At 58.2% G+C, this 15,726-nt stretch carries 13 protein-coding genes; 8 read left to right on the forward strand and 5 right to left on the reverse strand.

Going from position 1 to position 15,726, the window contains the following annotated elements; translation table 11 throughout:
• The first annotated feature begins 2 nt into the window (after nt 1-2).
• From HWX39_RS21775 to HWX39_RS21810, 8 genes are all read left to right on the forward strand, one after another.
• Nucleotides 3-953, forward strand: a complete 951-nt coding sequence (locus HWX39_RS21775) for a hypothetical protein (RefSeq protein WP_175969920.1) — start codon at nt 3-5, stop codon at nt 951-953.
• 411 nt (nt 954-1,364) lie between these two features.
• Nucleotides 1,365-1,658: a YXWGXW repeat-containing protein gene (locus HWX39_RS21780; RefSeq protein ID WP_175969921.1), complete on the forward strand. Its 294-nt coding sequence runs from the start codon at nt 1,365-1,367 to the stop codon at nt 1,656-1,658.
• Nucleotides 1,659-2,068: 410 nt separating this feature from the next.
• On the forward strand, nt 2,069-2,854 hold the full coding sequence (locus HWX39_RS36355) for a tetratricopeptide repeat protein (RefSeq protein WP_244135067.1): 786 nt from the start codon (nt 2,069-2,071) through the stop codon (nt 2,852-2,854).
• Between the two features lie 6 nt (nt 2,855-2,860).
• Nucleotides 2,861-4,633 carry a ShlB/FhaC/HecB family hemolysin secretion/activation protein gene (locus HWX39_RS21790; protein WP_175969923.1) on the forward strand — a complete coding sequence of 591 codons (1,773 nt, stop codon included), beginning with the start codon at nt 2,861-2,863 and terminating at the stop codon, nt 4,631-4,633.
• 21 nt (nt 4,634-4,654) lie between these two features.
• Nucleotides 4,655-5,560, forward strand: a complete 906-nt coding sequence (locus tag HWX39_RS21795; RefSeq protein WP_175969924.1) for a hypothetical protein — start codon at nt 4,655-4,657, stop codon at nt 5,558-5,560.
• 58 nt (nt 5,561-5,618) lie between these two features.
• A complete protein-coding gene (locus HWX39_RS21800) occupies nt 5,619-6,071 on the forward strand; it encodes a hypothetical protein (RefSeq protein ID WP_208458849.1) in 453 nt (150 codons plus the stop codon).
• A 50-nt stretch (nt 6,072-6,121) separates the two neighbouring features.
• Complete coding sequence (locus HWX39_RS21805; protein WP_175969926.1) at nt 6,122-6,505, forward strand: hypothetical protein; 384 nt, start codon at nt 6,122-6,124, stop codon at nt 6,503-6,505.
• 60 nt (nt 6,506-6,565) lie between these two features.
• Nucleotides 6,566-7,228 carry a hypothetical protein gene (locus HWX39_RS21810; protein WP_175969927.1) on the forward strand — a complete coding sequence of 221 codons (663 nt, stop codon included), beginning with the start codon at nt 6,566-6,568 and terminating at the stop codon, nt 7,226-7,228.
• A 232-nt stretch (nt 7,229-7,460) separates the two neighbouring features.
• Here HWX39_RS21810 and HWX39_RS21815 read toward each other — a convergent pair whose 3' ends face one another.
• The 5 genes from HWX39_RS21815 to HWX39_RS21835 all read right to left on the reverse strand — a co-directional run bounded on the left by HWX39_RS21815 (nt 7,461) and on the right by HWX39_RS21835 (nt 15,709).
• Complete coding sequence (locus HWX39_RS21815; protein ID WP_175969928.1) at nt 7,461-8,900, reverse strand: TniQ family protein; 1,440 nt, start codon at nt 8,898-8,900, stop codon at nt 7,461-7,463.
• Entirely contained in the window at nt 8,890-10,035 is a 1,146-nt protein-coding gene (locus HWX39_RS21820) for a TniB family NTP-binding protein (protein WP_175969929.1), read from the reverse strand. Before HWX39_RS21820 ends, HWX39_RS21815 begins: the two co-directional genes overlap by 11 nt.
• Nucleotides 10,035-12,707: a DDE-type integrase/transposase/recombinase gene (locus tag HWX39_RS21825; protein WP_175969930.1), complete on the reverse strand. Its 2,673-nt coding sequence runs from the start codon at nt 12,705-12,707 to the stop codon at nt 10,035-10,037. The genes HWX39_RS21820 and HWX39_RS21825 overlap by 1 nt, the downstream gene beginning before the upstream one ends.
• A 780-nt stretch (nt 12,708-13,487) precedes the next feature.
• On the reverse strand, nt 13,488-13,880 hold the full coding sequence (locus tag HWX39_RS21830) for a hypothetical protein (RefSeq protein ID WP_175969931.1): 393 nt from the start codon (nt 13,878-13,880) through the stop codon (nt 13,488-13,490).
• A 431-nt stretch (nt 13,881-14,311) separates the two neighbouring features.
• The gene (locus HWX39_RS21835) at nt 14,312-15,709 is read right to left on the reverse strand and encodes an enolase C-terminal domain-like protein (RefSeq protein ID WP_175969932.1); all 1,398 of its coding nucleotides are present in this window, start codon (nt 15,707-15,709) and stop codon (nt 14,312-14,314) included.
• Between the last annotated feature and the right edge of the window lie 17 nt (nt 15,710-15,726).

Here is a 15,726-nt window from a genome sequence, read left to right on the forward strand (position 1 = left end):
GTATGACCGAATTGAAAAATCTCACCCCGTTGGGCATAGCCCCGCGCTGGACCAGCCGAAAGGCTGTGATCGGATGGAACGAGAAGACCACACCATGGTCATTCGAGCCAGCGATTGAATACAACGCACGCGCTGATGTAAAGAATGCGAACAAAATTCCGCCTAGTACGCCATATATCGGCGTGGGTGTCCGGTCGCTTGCGAAAGCCGAGGCGCAAGCACTTCAAGACGAACCGTGGGAAAACGCCACGATCGACGCGCTAGGTTATGTTGACTTGGGCGTCCGTCTGGATTTTTTTTGGCACGTCAAATTCCGAACGGTATTTGCCGATCATCCGCGGCCATTGCGAATGATGGACTGGAAACTGACGACGGAAATGATGGCGATGTACTTCATGCTCGGGCGTATCGAGGAAGGTATCTACCAGGGCTATCTCACACACGCGGTCCTGAATCGAACATACCAGCTGCAACTGTCGTACGAGGAACACCATCGTCGCGTTCAGGCGTTCATGCTTCGGCTTTTCGCGGACTGGCGCGGTGACGTGAGTCATACGTGGCCGCCGTATGCTCACGATGAGCCGATCTACGAGGGCATTCTTGAACGATGGCGTGATCCCAATCCCGAGGTGCTGACGCCATGGCTCCTGGCCGCTTGTGATCGGCATACCCATGAATCGAAGCGGGATAGCGAAAACAAGCAATACGATTGCTCGGCGTTCCCGCGCACACCGCTCGAAATCCTGTTCCTGTTTCGTTTGCGAGAACTGATTGGCTTGCAAAACCCGGTGCTCGATCACCCGTTGATGGAAGTGCCATTTGACCGGCTACCTGAATCGCAAGCGCCGTATGTTCCGGACGAGTACGTGCGTGGCACGCTTGCGCGCGTGCGCGAAGACTGGCCCGAGTTCGATCGAATTGTTTCGTTGGAGGCGCTGAAAAGCGGTTACTAGGATGGCACATTCAATCGGAGCGATTCTGATCATTGGTGGCATGGCGGTGGTCTTGCTTTCCCAGATCTTGATCGGGATACATGCTTTTGCAGGCAACCCGGTTAGCGGAATCATGTGTTTCGTCATGCCCTTCTATGTTTTGGTCTACGCAAAACGACACTCGGTCGGGCGTGCCTTGATGCGGGCATGGTACGCGGGATTGGCTGCGTTGGTCGCGGGCGTTTTCTTGAGTACGTAGTGGATTGAGGACACGGACTTCAGCTCAGTTGTGATTGAGCAGACTTCGCGAAGCGCGCCGACGTGACGTCCATTCGACGCGCAGACCATCATCCATCGGGAAGCAACGTCCACCTTTGACGAAAGCCTGTTGCCGACCCGTTGAAACGGACGTATTCATCGAAACCTCGATCTATGACCAGAACCCGTCACTCAGCTTCGGAGATTGCTAGTCCACGTGAGGGGAGTTTCGTCAATCTCGCGTGCAATTTTCGTTGGAATACGGCCTGCCGTGCGTTTATCTGCTGCTGCGTTGCGATCATCTTGAGCGGATGCGAGGCGGCACCACCTGGTGCTCCGCCGAAACCCGTGCCGCTGGACGAACCCCAGCCCACGCATCTGCCAGGTTTCGTTTGGATCGGTGGGTATTGGCACTGGGACGGGACGCAGTGGGTCTGGATCAAAGGGCACTTGGCGCCGCAGCTTTAATTTCGAGCCGCCATAACAAGAAAATGATTACACGCACGACATTCTCTAAGCTGGCATGCATGGGGTTGATGCTGCCATTAGCATGCTTCGCCCAAACGTCGTCTCTTGATCACGCCGTGAGTCGAGCGGGAGCGGTTCAGGATAAAACGCAACAGCAACGCGAACAAGCTCAAGCGCGTGAGCGCGATGAAGTGTCGGCTCTCGTTCGCCGAGCGGACGCATGGAGCACGGCAGATGAGCATGGAAAGGCGGGGGACGCGTACCTTGAAGCAGCTCGAAAAATTTCAACGAATCCGATTCTCTACAATCTTGCGGGGATTTCCTACACGTTGGCGGGCAAGAACGAGCAGGCGATTTTGGCCTTTTCTCGATCGATTTATCTCGCCCCCCAACGCGCCGACATTTACCGGATGCGCGGCATCGCCTACCGGCACGAGGGCAATATCGGCAAGGCACTCGTGGATTTCGCAACTGCGGTTCAGCTTGCGCCCGAGAGGCTTGACGCCCGTTGGTCACTTGCATTGGTTCTGGAAAATGCCGGGCAGCCTCAAGCGTCCCTCGACGAATACGGTGAGATTCTACGCATTGCCCCCAACTCGGTTGAGGCACACATATTCCGCGCAGATGTATTAACGAAGGTGGGGCGCGATGGTGACGCGCTCAGTGAATATGAAGCTGCCAGTCGCATCGAGCCTGACGATCCAGGTCTCCTGCATTTACGCATGCAATTCTGGTTTTATCAGGGCAAATTCGAGGCGGTAATTAGCGACGCGGATAGGTGGCTCTCCCTGAAGCGCAGTACCAGCGATGGTCCATACATCGCGTATGTGCTGTTGTGGAGACACATGGCGGCGAAACGCCTCAACGTCGACGACCGTGATGCCTTGGAGAGCGCCAAGGACAAGCTGGGCCGAAACGAGTGGCCTTATCCACTGATCCAGTTCGCGCTCGGCGAGATAAACGAAACGCAGTTGAGGGCAGCAACGGCATCTGGAGATCCCGCCAAACTCAAGGATCGACAATGCGAGGCACTGACGTCGATTGGCGAGTCGTACGTTGCGCGCCATTCCGAAAAAATTGCCGAACGTCTATTCAGTTCGGCTTTGGAAGTCTGTCCAACGACATCTATCGAGCATTTGCTGGTAACGCGAGAGCTTGAACAAATCGATATGCGCCGAACCGCGAAGGATCTCTAACAAAAAATGACCATACGCTCGACTCTTTGGCCGCTGGCCTATGCTGGCCTGATGTTGCCGCTTGCGTGCCTTGCACAGACTGCACCTGAAGGCGCCGGAGTCGCTGTCAATCGCGCCGGTGCCGTTCAAGAACAACTGCAGCAGCAGCGCGAGCAGGCGCAAGAGCGTGAGCGTGCATTGAGTGCGCCATCGGTGCGACTGCAGCAGAAGGAAGAGGCAATTCCAGATACGCTGCCGAGCGAGACTCCGTGTTTCGCGCTTCAGCGCATCGAACTGAATGTGCCGACGTCGCTGCCGTCAGCGGCGCGGGCGCTGAATGATCCGACCTCTCGGTCCGACCAGTTTGCGTTCGCGCGCCGGTGGCTGAATCGCTACGTCGGACAATGCGCCGGCCAGCGCGGCGTCGAACTGCTTCGCAAGGGCGTGCTCGCGCAGATCCTGTCGCGAGGTTACATCACGACCCGCGTGCTGGTCCCTGATCAAGACCTTTCCACGGGCATGCTGCGCTTCGAACTGCTGCCCGGCACGGTGCACGACATTCGCTTCGCCGATCCGTCGACGCGCGGTACGTGGAAATCGGCATTCCCGAATCGCGCCGGCGACCTGCTGAACCTGCGCGATCTCGAACAAGGCCTCGAGCAGATGAAGCGCGTGCCGAGCCAGGACGCCGACATGAAGATCGAGCCGGCCGCACAAGTCGGAGAAAGCGACGTCGTCATCGCAGTCAAACGATCGCGGCCCTGGAAATTTGTACTTGGCCTCGATAACTCCGGAACGCATGAGACGGGCAAGCTGCAAGGTTCTGCGACTTTCGGCTACGACAATCCACTGGGCCTGAATGACCTGTTCAGTGTCGGCGTGTCGAACGACATGCTGTTCACCGACAAGAACATGGGCACACACGGGTTCAACGCGTACTACTCGGTCCCGTGGGGCAACTGGACCTTCTCGGTGTCGGGCAATACGAGCAACTATTTTCAGCACATCGCCGGCGCCAACCAGACATTCCTGGCGAGCGGTCAGACACGAACACTCTCTTTGCGCGCCGACCGCCTGCTGTATCGGGATCAGTTCAGCAAGACAAGCGTCGAAGTGCAGCTTTCGCGCCGCTTTGGCCGAAGCTTCATTGAAGACACCGAGATCTCGGGCCAGCACCGCAACAATACGTTCCTCGAACTGGGGCTAGTCCGTCGACAGTATCTCGGTCAGGCACAGCTGGACGCGACGCTTGCGTATCGGCAAGGCGTGCCATGGTTCGGTGCGCAGGGAGAACTTCACGATCCGTTCATGGGCGCGCAGTTCGACCAGACATACCTGTACAAGATGGCCGTGCTCGATGCGTCGCTGTCGATGCCGTTCCAGATCGGATCGGTGCCGCTGCGTTATGCGAGTACGTTCCACGGCCAGTACACGCCCGATCACCTGTTCTATATCGACGACCTGTCACTGGGAAGTTTCTATAGCGTACGCGGTTTCGACGGCGAATACCTGCTCTCAGCCGAGAAGGGTTTCTATTGGCGGAACGATCTTGAGCTGCCGATCGGCGCGACCGGTCAGGCGGTGTACCTCGGTCTCGACTACGGTCATGTGTGGGGTCCGAGCGTCGCCGCGTTGCTCGGCAACCAGTTGGCCGGGATCGCGCTCGGCGTGCGCGGCGGCAAATCGGGCGTCGCAGGTGCTCTCAGCTACGACCTATTCATCGGCACACCACTGTATGCCCCTGCGCACTACCCGACGGCCCGTGCGACCGTGGGTTTCCAATTGACGTACCAGTACTGAACACCATCGGAGAACAAGACGATGTTTCATTCCAAGCAAAATCTCCTCGCCGTCGCTTTGGTGCTCGTGGGGCTCGTGCTCACCGGATGTGGTGGCGGCGGTGACACAGGCAACGGGCCGGCGCCTTCGTCAAATACCGGCTCCTCCGGTTCGGGTTCGTCCGCGACGAACGGTGGTGTCGTCTCGAGCGTATTCCTGCAATCGGGTGGCAGCGGTTACTTCAGTTTCGCCAGCAGCTTGAACGCGTCGTCACAATACACGGGCGTCGCGAGAGCGCAGCTTTATACGACAAGCGCGTCGAGTTCGGTGTTCAGCGAGCAGACGAGCAACGTGATCGGCCAGTACAGCATGACGACGACGCGCATGACGCTCGTGACCACGCAAGGCGATTACAGTACGCTGGGTCTCGGCAACGACATCCAGATTGATCAGCAAAGTGCGAACGCCTTTACGTACGGGGTGGGCGGTTCACCGGCGATTCTGCAGGCGACACTGACATCGACGGATGTGTCGGGCCAGGCTGTGTCTGCCGTCGCGATCGATGCTAATGGTGGCGTCGCGCACACGCTCGCGGCGGATACGGCAGCGATGCCGGCCGGCTCGGTTCGCTATACGACGCAGGTGGCTGCGCTGCAGCCGCTACTTATGGTGCAATCGGGTAATCCGCTCAGTCAAACACTCGCCCAACTGCAGCAGCAGTACGGCGGTACGATCGCGACGCTCGGCGACGCGACCTATCTGACCGGCATGACCGGCGCGCCGGCACTGGCCTATGCGCAGCTGGGCGGGAGCGTCTATCTGGCGAACTACACCGGCGCAAATCAGGCTACGGGCCTGAGCTTGGTTGCAGGGACACCTTACGCGTACAACCAGACGGCTGCGGCGTTCATCGCGCAGGAGTTGCAGACGCATGCTGGTGCGCTGTAGCCCGATCACCATAGATCGAATCATCGAACTTCGAAACACGACTGCGTGCCCACACATCATGTCGCGAAAGAACCGAGGCCGCACGCCGCTGACCAAGGAGATGCTGTTGCCGATGTCGGCGAGCGCCGTACGCAAGCTCTCGTTGGAAAATCATCTGATGCTGGCCGTGCTCAAGTCGGGCCAAGGGAACAAGGACGCGATGGTCTCGCTCCTGCGCGTGCTGTACATGACGTGGTTCCTGTCGGAAAGAACTGAACCGGTGACGGATGTCGCCACGTTGCTCGACGTCGAGTCGTCGCTGGAAACCAGCATCGAAGCAGCGGCTCAGGGACTCGGTTGGCAACTGCCGGACGAGATCGTGTCGGCGATCGAGCAGGTACTGCTCGGCTTTGACCGCTTGATCAGCTATGCGCCGAAGTACCGTTATCAGGAAGCGTGGGACCGCCTGTGTCGATTCGTGGCCTCGGAAAGGCAGTCGCCGCTGCCAGGCAGTCAGCTTGGCAAGGTCTGACAATGAGACCGCGGTGGTGCGTCCGGTCCACTGGATAGATAACGGATCCAATGAAGATGCGATCGCGAATCGATCTCGAAAGCGGTTCCCTCGCCCAACTGTCCCCGCTCGAGCAGGCCTTCCTGACTGAAGTGAGCCGGAGCGGCGCGTCCGACGCTGCGTTTAAGTTGGCCCTGTTGGCAGTCCCGTTGCTCAGCTTTACAGTATGGCGGCCATTGTCGATCGGCGATCTGGCCGATCGTGTAGGACTGTCGACCCGGCAAGCAATGCTGGCCGCCCGCGAGTTGGTGGAAATCGGTGCGCTCGGGCGGCGTCCGGGTGGATACCTCGGGTGCAAGCTGCAGTCGTACCGGCTGCGTGAGCGGTTTCGAGCGATCAAACTGTCGGCGTCGCTCGGACAGGAGCGAGACGCGCGATCTGCGGACAGCTTCTGACATGATTGTTGACCAGATCGCAACCGAAGAGGGAATTCTATGACTCGAACAAAAAGGAGCGTGAGCCATGAAGATCCGGCAACTGAGATTCAGCCCAAACGCGCTTGGTGGCGAGAGATGTCGAGTAAGGCCGTGGTAGCCATTGTGGCCTCGACTGGCGGCGTCCTGGCTGCAACCTACAACGATGCGCTAACCACTTTTATCAAGCCCGGCTTGGCCAACGCATGGGCATGGACTCAGGACCGCGTAGCCCCGATGGCCGACGACAAACTTATCGGGGTTGGTTTGACGTTTTACATACCTCAGAATGTTGACAAAGGACGATCGGCCGAAGGCGTGAGCGTTACTCTCTGGCCCGAGCGTTGCAAGCGCCCGGGCGGCGTTTCCATCAAGAAGGCATATGGAGATGGCGAGCGAGATTCGTATACCAATGCGATCGTAGGTGTTTCATGCCGAGCGTCCGGTAGGACGTTGGTCACGCTCACTCCCGAGAGTGGGTCTGCCGTAACGATATACGACGGGATCCCAAAGGACGGTGAGCAGATTGCATTTACCGGTGTGCCGGGGAGCTATTACGCAGGGATCGTGTCGTTGTATTGGCTAGACAAGAAGATGCCTGATGGCCCATGGGTTCCAGTCAACAAATGCCAGCGCACGAATACATGTGCGGAAGAGTTGCGTAAAGACGTTGAGCGCTTGGGAGGCGCAAATAATGTGAAGTAGTAGGATGCGCGGCTGATTGGTACCGTCGCTCAGCTTGGTGGCGCCGGCAACGTGTTGCAGCCAGATGCGCTGTGAACTGGGTGTCGACTTCGAGAGCCGGCACCAAGTCTCCAATGTTGGCTGAGATTCGCGATCGCTCGATCGTGACGCGCAGCCATCGACGCTATCTACGCAGCACGACGACGCAGGCGATGACCTACTACAATGCCCTCAACCAGCTCACGACGCTGCTTCAGTCTGGCGGAGTGGGATCTTCGGACCAGTGTTCGGCAGGGGCGGATACTTCGCTTGGACTGCTATGCTGAATTGGTCGACTGGCAGAAAAATGGTCGACCTTCACGTGATTTGCCGCATGGCGTACAACCGGATTGGCGAGAGATAAGCCGGCTTCCCGCAAGCACTTTTCGATGTGGCGCCGAGTAACATGTGCGTATGTCGAATACACAGCCCGGACGAGTTGAGTTGCAAGCTCAGCGTCACGAACCTCCTTCTCCTTGCGTTGGGCCAGTACCCAGTGCCGATGAAGTCTCGAGATCTGTCGACACTCGTCCTCGAACCAATATCGAAGGTACGTGTACTTGTAGCCCAATTTCTCCGCGATGTCTTTCATGGGACTCTCGGAGTACCCTTGGGCGATGATGGTTTGGAGCGCCTCGGTCAAAGCATTGCGCTGCTTGACGGACAGATCTAAAGTGCGGCGCGTAGGTGGCCGGAACTGCCTTTGCGGAGGAGCCGTAAACGAGTCGTCGAGACCGTCGCGCAGGAATGCGACGGGCGTGGTGCGTAACCCTTGTGTCATCAGAAGAAGGGCCGGCAGCGATGGCTGCACGTTTCGGTAACGCCATTGGCTGATGACCCGCTTTGTGAATCCAAGCGCTCTTTCGATGTTCGCGACGGTGCCATCGAAGTGACGCTCAGCGATCTCGGCAATGCGAGTCTGCAGATGCTGAGCTGTGAGCGATTCGCTGATTTCCGGCCCATGGAGAATCATTTCGCCGATTGCATCGATGTTGTACCGCTGACGCGGGCTGATTCGGCTTGCTTTGACGATTCCTCTGAGCTCTTTATGGTTCGCCGCGAGCCAACTGCCGCACCGAGAACAAAAGTCCACATGCGCGTGGCGCGGCACAAATGGCTGAACCCGCCGGCAGGTTGGGCATTCATACTGCAGCGCCATGCTATGGACTGGGCACACCAAAATGGGGGCGGCTTGCCAGATCAACGGCAAATAGGGTTCGTGTCCCGCGTCACGCCATTCGAGGAAGCATAGTGGGCACCATCTCGGATGCGTAGACAGTAACCCCAGTGCTCGCGGGTCGAGTAGGCCGGACCACAGCATGAAGGAGCATTCGCTTAGCTTTTGTTGGCTGGTCAGGTCTTCCAGCTTTCGAGTGAATTCTGCTGCGTACTTGCCCACACCGTTCATGGTCTTCAGGTGAGACTCCGTGAAACTCGAACTATGTTTGGTATGTCGAATCCTTGTCTCCGGAACGATCTCGCGCCTCATCAAAACAAGAGGGCTCACGGTATGGGCCAGAGCGAGGCGAATCAAGACGCTATGCAATGCTTCCCGCATGATCGAATCGTTGCCTAGCGGAGCGATCCGATACAGGCGGCTTCGTTCCGGCATCTGCCAATTCGACGTTTGCCACAGATCGTCATCAGAAGTCATTTGAGGCTCCTCCGACAGGATCTCGCCCCGGCTTTCTTGTCCCCGGTCGGCGCTTCTTGACAGGGCGACGTGACTCCGGGGCGGCAGCTTGCTTCCGAGATGGAATTGTGGGGATGTAATCGAATCCGAGTTCGTGTGCGAGATCGTCTTCCTTGATGTCAATCAGAAGGGCTTCTCCTGCTATCGCCTCCTTCAGCATCGCCATCAGCTTATAGTTCGAGAAGGCCGTTGCCTCGAGTAGGGTGCTATCTACCGGGATGCCGTGGGTCAAGGCCCGTTCAAGCGCGCGCTGCAACCATGTTTTGAGGATACCGACGCATCCCACGGATCGCATGAGGAAATAGTCGGCGTGATTCACGAGATCCTTATCCCACTCAACCGGCAGCGCATGAAGCATCGTGTGTATGGTGTCGCGGAACGAGTCGCCGTATGAGTTTCCGATCAGGAGGTCTTCGGCCGTGTATCGTCCGAAATGAACAATATCTGAGCGCCTGAGCAGTTGCGAATCGAAGTTCTCCGGCTTGATGAGTTCATAGGTGGCGGCAAGGATCATCGGTATTTCGATGTCGTTCTTGAGAGATTTAACTAGCTTCAACTGCAGCGAGAGCTGCGACCTTGAACGAATGATGAACAGGTGACTCGCTTCGTCGAAGGCGATGATCTTTGTCCCTCGGTGGATGACGCAGCTTCTCAGTGCTCTTCGGAGTTCTTCCGCCACCAGTGCGGGAAGATTTCCAACAATCTCTCCGTCGAGTTCGACCAGCATGCGTTGGATAACCTTTCGTCGAATGAGCGGTTCGTAGAAGCATTCGAGCGTACGGACGAGCGCATCTTTCCAATTGAAATCCCCGCGGATTGGAGCTGGAAGGCAGACCAATACGGCTGGCACGAATGACGGATCGGACTCGAGCTGGGTGGCGTACGACATGTTTACTCGCTTGATGAACTCCTCAATGGCGACAGACTTGCCGACGCCAGATGGGCCAACGAGAACCATGAACGAATCAGCGCGGGACGGATTGCCAGCGTTGCACAGCGAGTCAAGGGCCTCTTTCAACTTGAGATGCATGACACGTCTCGACTTGAATTTCAGCAACTCGGCATACTCTGGAGAGTTTTCTGCGAAGGTGAACATCAGAATTCCTCCAGGATCTTCGGTTGGTAGGGCACGTACTCTGATGTGTCCAGATGGACCAAGTCTTTCGGCGACGTGGTTTCACTGGACGGGCTCTTCGCTACAGCTGGTTCTGAGGTCTCCATCTCGAGTTCATGGAGCCTTTGAAGTGCGACGGCTTCTTCAGCTTCCGCGGTAGTAAGGAAGTCGGCCAAGCGCTGTGCATTGACGGATTCTTGTGCGCCGGCGAGCCGAAATTTTTCACGTAACCGTTCGCTGGCCAGTTGGACTTCGCGTTGTGAGCGTCCACGGAACACGACGTAGTGCTCGGAGTGACATTCGTGCCACTTGTTCTCGATGTATGCATAGGCGATGCCCATGTCGAAAGGATCGAACCGAACAGGCACTCGTTCGCCGATCCTTGAAAGGATTCGCAGCGCTGGCGATGAGTAGTAGCAGTAGTTAACCTTGATGCCGCGAACAGTCACTTTTGCGGTCCCCTTGGCCGTCGATGGCATGGTCATCAACATGAATGCGTCGTTGTATGTGACCCGAACATGGTGCCGACGTCCCGTTAACTCGATGCCAGCGTTGTATGCCTCGAGTGGACTGCACCCGAGCGCAGTGTGGTGATTTTTGTCGTATACCTTGTTAAGGTATTCCTCGAACTTTCGACTGAACGTTTCGTAGGTCCAGATGGCCAGACGCGACGGGGATATCTCCTTTGTGACTTTTCTGTATTGGCTTTCTGCCTGCGTGTTGCCAAGCAGGTTGTGAATGAACGCCTCTTGGGTTGTGCCAAATAGTGATTCGATCACCGACCCATCGTGGGGGCGAGCCGTTTTACGTCGTTTCTTGTTGCACTTGAGGGCCGCGAGGAGCTGTTCGAAGTAAGTTGATTCGAAGTCCCGTCCTCTGTCTGTGACGATAAACTGAGGAACTCTTCCGTGTCGCCTGACACACTCTCGAATCACCATCATGCATGAGCGATAGGAAGGTGGGTCGAACGTAAGGTAGTACGCCAGTATTCGCCGCGTGAATGTGCACACCATCAACGTCAGCCAGATTGTCTTCAGAACACGGCCATCGAGTCGCGCCCGAAATCTAATTGGCAGCGGGGTATGATCGATGTGCGCAATGTGGAAGGGATGCGTCCCGTGTGGCGGTGTTGTCGGCCCAATCCACCAATACGGGACGATGGGATCCAACTTATAGGCGACGCGGGCGCCGAGTCGCTTGACTACATCTTTGGGCGTCTTGAGTTTTCTTATTTCGGCTGCGAACGTTTTGCGGCTCGGTGGTCGAAATCCCTGCTGGTTGCATAGGCTTATGACCAGGCCATACATTGCGGTCATTGTTTTCCGTTGCGGCTTCGTCCACTTCTCTTGGTATACGTGCTGCATGACATCGATGACTGGTTGCGCGACCTTCCGACAGTGATTGCCCTGGCTTTGCATGACGTTTGGAACTAGGCCAATGAACCCGTATCCGTAGCGATGTTCGGCTCGTCGATAGTCGGCGAGCCAGTATTTCTGTGTGCGGAGCGTGCAATGAGCCAGGGTGGTGGCAGCATCAGGCTCGAATAGGACGCGATAACGTTCGACCGCGATTTCCAGCTTTTGAACACTGACGCGTTCGAGGATTGCTAACGCGTCTCCCCGATCGGCGACGAGTTTGTCGACGACAGGGATGACCTTTCCCTGCTGAGCAAGTTCGTCGAGAACGGCAGGGGTGAGCTCAATGAAGTTTGAGTGGCAGCCTGCCTTCTCATCGATACTGCGACATGCTATCGATGAATCACCACGGTTTAGGACTTCCCAAAGCCGGCCATCCCACTGGAAGCGAGCGCCGGGGCCGATCGAGAGCGTGACCGATTGACGGGGCGATTTAGTTTCGGACTTGGCGAATGAGCGGTACGCGACGGCAGCATGTCTGTCCCGGAAAACCAGCGCTTCCTGAGGATTCGTTAGGCGATCGCTGGGCAAATCGAACACAACCCGCCCAGATGAGATCTCGGAGTACAACGTGTCCGCGATATCAGGGAGGTCGTTGAGTACTGACGCGATAGTGCTCCACGGACGAGACGCGATCCGTTCGTGGAGGCCGGCAATTTGCGTCACGTCGTTCTGAGGCTTCCACGCTTTGTAGTCGCGCAAAAACTCAAGGTTCTCGATGAGCGCCCATGCGTTTTCGCGAGATGAACGGATAACGAAGGTCGCACCGAGGTCCGCCGCTGCTTGCTCGGCCGCAATCCGGCGCCACTCGCCAGACTGATCAACCGTGTACATGTGAGGTTTTTCTCGTGCCAGCTTGACCAGATCTTCCTCGAGCTTGCATTCGACGAACTGGAAACCGGCGCGAGTGATGCGCAAAAAATCAGGGACATACTGAAAACTGGACCGCCGTCCGCTCGGTGCGGTTTGTACGATGGTTAGGTGGTAGGGTTGCCCATAGAATTCGATGGTTTCATCGTCGTGATCCCACGTCACCGCGGCAGCATATTCGGTGTGATATGCCTCGCAGTCCACCGTTGTTCCCATCTTCAAGCTGCAATATCTCACCGAATTACTGATGCTCCCGCCATCTGTCCTTCGAACCGGGGAGTTGGAACGGATCCAGCGGATTGCTTTCTGTCCTTGAACCGGCGTACCCAGTTCGTCAAACAGCGGTTGTAGTTCGTCGTCGTTGAACACGAAAACCTCCTGTGAAGAGGACGCGTTGCCCCTCCTCGCCTGCCGAAATGCAAGGCGAGGGGCTCGATGAAATAAAGGGGGCGGAAACGACGAGAAAAACACTCCCGGTGGCCTTGACAGCATGCTGTCGGCCGCTAGAATGTGCCTATCCACCGTTCATGGATGCACAGTTTTTCGAAGGGCTCAGCCGCGTCAACGGCTGGGCCCTTTGTGTTTCCGCACGAGGTCAAATGTCCACTTTGGGCTTCCTCCTGGTTGATTAGGGATCCGATTGAATTGAGTCTTGCGCAGGCTGTAGCGTGGACTGCGCCGTCGTGCTGTTGTAGGAGGCACGAAGATGAGACGATAGCGTGCAGAACCTCGTGACGTCAAATTAAGTCATTGATTGTATTGAATAATGTGTGCTATAGGATAATTTGGCGGGGCTTGCGGAGCCACCTAGAAGAGCGGGTGGTAGTCGTGAGTGACAACTGCAGCACCCGGTCTCGAGAGCAAGCTGGGGGGACGATTCGAGAGACCGGCGATCTAAGCGGCGAATGGGTCCATCCATAGTCGAGCGGCATTGCTTACCCAACTCGCGCAGGCAAGCTTCCCGTGATCGACCATCGGTGTGATGGTGGAAAGGAAAATGCCGACTTATCGCCAGGGCACTGAAGAGGTGGGACGGAAACATACCGCGGAACAACGTCCAGACCGATATGCCCCGTTCCCTGTTTTCTGTCACTAGGCGTGGATCCGCGCTAGTGTGAGAGTGGTTGCTAGGTGCGGACGCGCAACGTACTACCCGGCGGCTCCTTCCCTAAGCGCTGAGATGTAGCGGAGTAAATCGCCGGTGCGCCCATCTGACACGAGCTGTTCAGCTGTCTTATCGTCGAAGGGAGAGAGCGGCTCGTTGCGATACCAAAAGAGCGCGCGCTGTACGTCTCCGGAGACGTCGGCCGCAGCTTGGATGACTTTGATCGCGTCCTGAAGAAATCTCTGCATACGCTCAGATCTAACGGCATTGCAGTCTACGCCGGCCAATTGCGCGAGCGTTGGCATGTCGATATGCAAGGCGAGGGCGAAGCATCGTGCTGAGATCAGTGGATTCGCGCCTCCCCGATCATTCAAGGACGAGATGAATTGATCGACGCTACTAGGCGGCGTTGAGACGTGAGCGGTATCGGGATCCATGGCGGTTGGCCTAGAGGTACGCTGCATGCACATCTGCAGCCCGTGTCGACTGATTGCCATTCCACGTAACCATACCTGTATCGAGTGGGACCTGCATCAGAAGCGCGCCATATCCACCACCACGCCAAGTGCACAAAGTGCAACGAAATCAGTGCAGCTAGGACAAAGTGCAGAGAATTGCTTCCACCTGCTCGACATTCGTTTTACAGAGGCCTTTGATTTCTGCGGTTGGAGTGCAAAGAGATGAGTCCGAGTGCGTGCAAGGATTTGCTCCCTGTCTCAGCAAGATCGAGCCTTTTTATTTTCCAGCATGCCGTGCGTAACGCGCTCGCATCGAGTATTGCCTTCGACGCGGCCCGTTCCTACTCGGCCGCGTCGCGATCGCGTGCCGGGGCGGCCGGCGCGCGCTTTGCCGCGCGGTAATGCCACTCTCACCCCCGCCCGAAACTCGGCCGCTTCGGATCGTACGTCCACCCCGGCACGAGATAGCGCATCGCGACCGCGTCGTCGCGCGCGGTGCCGCCCACCTCCTTGTACAGCGCATGCGCGGCCTCGACCTGCGCCATGTCGAGCTCGATCCCGAGCCCCGGCCGCTCCGGCACGGCCACTTGGCCGCCGACGATCTTCAGCGGCTCGCGCGTGAGCCGCGCGTCGCCTTCCTGCCAGATCCAGTGCGTGTCGATCGCGGTGATCGTGCCGGGCGCGGCCGCTGCCGCATGCGTGAACATCGCGAGCGACACGTCGAAGTGGTTGTTCGAGTGCGAGCCCCACGTGAGCCCCCAGTCGCGGCACAGCTGCGCGAGCCGCACCGACCCCTGCATCGTCCAGAAATGCGGATCGGCGAGCGGGATGTCGACCGCCTGCAGCCGTACCGCGTGATCCATCTGCCGCCAGTCGGTCGCGATCATGTTGGTCGCGGTCGGAATACCGGTCGCGCGGCGGAATTCGGCCATCACCTCGCGGCCCGAATAACCGCCTTCCGGCCCGCACGGATCCTCCGCGTAGGCGAGCAGGTGGCCTTGCCCGCGGCACAGCGCGACGGCCTCGTCGAGCGACCACGCGCCGTTCGGGTCGAGCGTCGCGCGCGCGTCCGGGAAACGCGCCTTGATCGCGGCGATCGCTTCCATCTCGTCGGCGCCGGCCATCACGCCGCCCTTCAGCTTGAAATCTGCGAAACCGTAGCGATCGACCGCGGCTTCGGCCTGCCGCGCGATCGCGGCCGGCGTGAGCGCTTCCTCGTTGCGTAGCCGGAACCACGGGGTATGCGCCTGCGCTTCGTCACGATACGGCAGGTCGGTGCGGCCGCGATCGCCTATATAGAACAGATAAGCGAGCATCGGCACCGCGTCGCGCTGCTGGCCTTCGCCGAGCAGCGCCGCGACCGGCACGTCGAGGTGCTGGCCGAGCAGGTCGAGCAGCGCCGCCTCGATCGCGGTGATCACGTTGTCGAGCCGCAGGTTGATCTCGTGTGGCTGGCGCAGCACCGCTGCTTCACCGGCCGACGTCACCTCGTGCCTGATCGTGCGGCCCGCACCCGGGCCGGCACCGGACAGCGCCGCGCGCACCGTGTTGAGCGTCGCCTGGTAGCGTCCGATCGACTGGCCGACCACGAGATCCGTCATGCGCTCGAGCGCATGACGGATGCCTTCGCCGCCCGGCACTTCGCCGACGCCCATGTGTCCGCTGCTGTCGTCGAGGATCACGAGGTTGCGCGTGAAGTACGGCGCGTGCGCGCCGCACAGGTTGAGCAGCATGCTGTCGCGGCCGGCGACGGGAATCACCTGCATGCGCGTGACGTGCGGGGTGCCGGCACGGCGGGATTCGGACATCGGTTCGCTCCTGGTTC

This window comes from Burkholderia sp. BCC0322, assembly GCF_902833045.1.
Lineage (GTDB): Bacteria > Pseudomonadota > Gammaproteobacteria > Burkholderiales > Burkholderiaceae > Burkholderia.

Excerpts from the sequence above, each read along its gene's own strand:
- HWX39_RS21820 (WP_175969929.1), bottom strand. The coding sequence starts at position 10,035 with ATGTTCACCTTCGCAGAAAACTCTCCAGAGTATGCCGAGTTGCTGAAA.
- HWX39_RS21815 (WP_175969928.1), bottom strand. The coding sequence starts at position 8,900 with ATGACTTCTGATGACGATCTGTGGCAAACGTCGAATTGGCAGATGCCG.
- HWX39_RS21775 (WP_175969920.1), top strand. The coding sequence starts at position 3 with ATGACCGAATTGAAAAATCTCACCCCGTTGGGCATAGCCCCGCGCTGG.
- HWX39_RS21780 (WP_175969921.1), top strand. The coding sequence starts at position 1,365 with ATGACCAGAACCCGTCACTCAGCTTCGGAGATTGCTAGTCCACGTGAG.
- HWX39_RS21800 (WP_208458849.1), top strand. The coding sequence starts at position 5,619 with ATGTCGCGAAAGAACCGAGGCCGCACGCCGCTGACCAAGGAGATGCTG.
- HWX39_RS21830 (WP_175969931.1), bottom strand. The coding sequence starts at position 13,880 with ATGGATCCCGATACCGCTCACGTCTCAACGCCGCCTAGTAGCGTCGAT.
- HWX39_RS21805 (WP_175969926.1), top strand. The coding sequence starts at position 6,122 with ATGAAGATGCGATCGCGAATCGATCTCGAAAGCGGTTCCCTCGCCCAA.
- HWX39_RS21835 (WP_175969932.1), bottom strand. The coding sequence starts at position 15,709 with ATGTCCGAATCCCGCCGTGCCGGCACCCCGCACGTCACGCGCATGCAG.
- HWX39_RS36355 (WP_244135067.1), top strand. The coding sequence starts at position 2,069 with ATGCGCGGCATCGCCTACCGGCACGAGGGCAATATCGGCAAGGCACTC.
- HWX39_RS21790 (WP_175969923.1), top strand. The coding sequence starts at position 2,861 with ATGACCATACGCTCGACTCTTTGGCCGCTGGCCTATGCTGGCCTGATG.
- HWX39_RS21795 (WP_175969924.1), top strand. The coding sequence starts at position 4,655 with ATGTTTCATTCCAAGCAAAATCTCCTCGCCGTCGCTTTGGTGCTCGTG.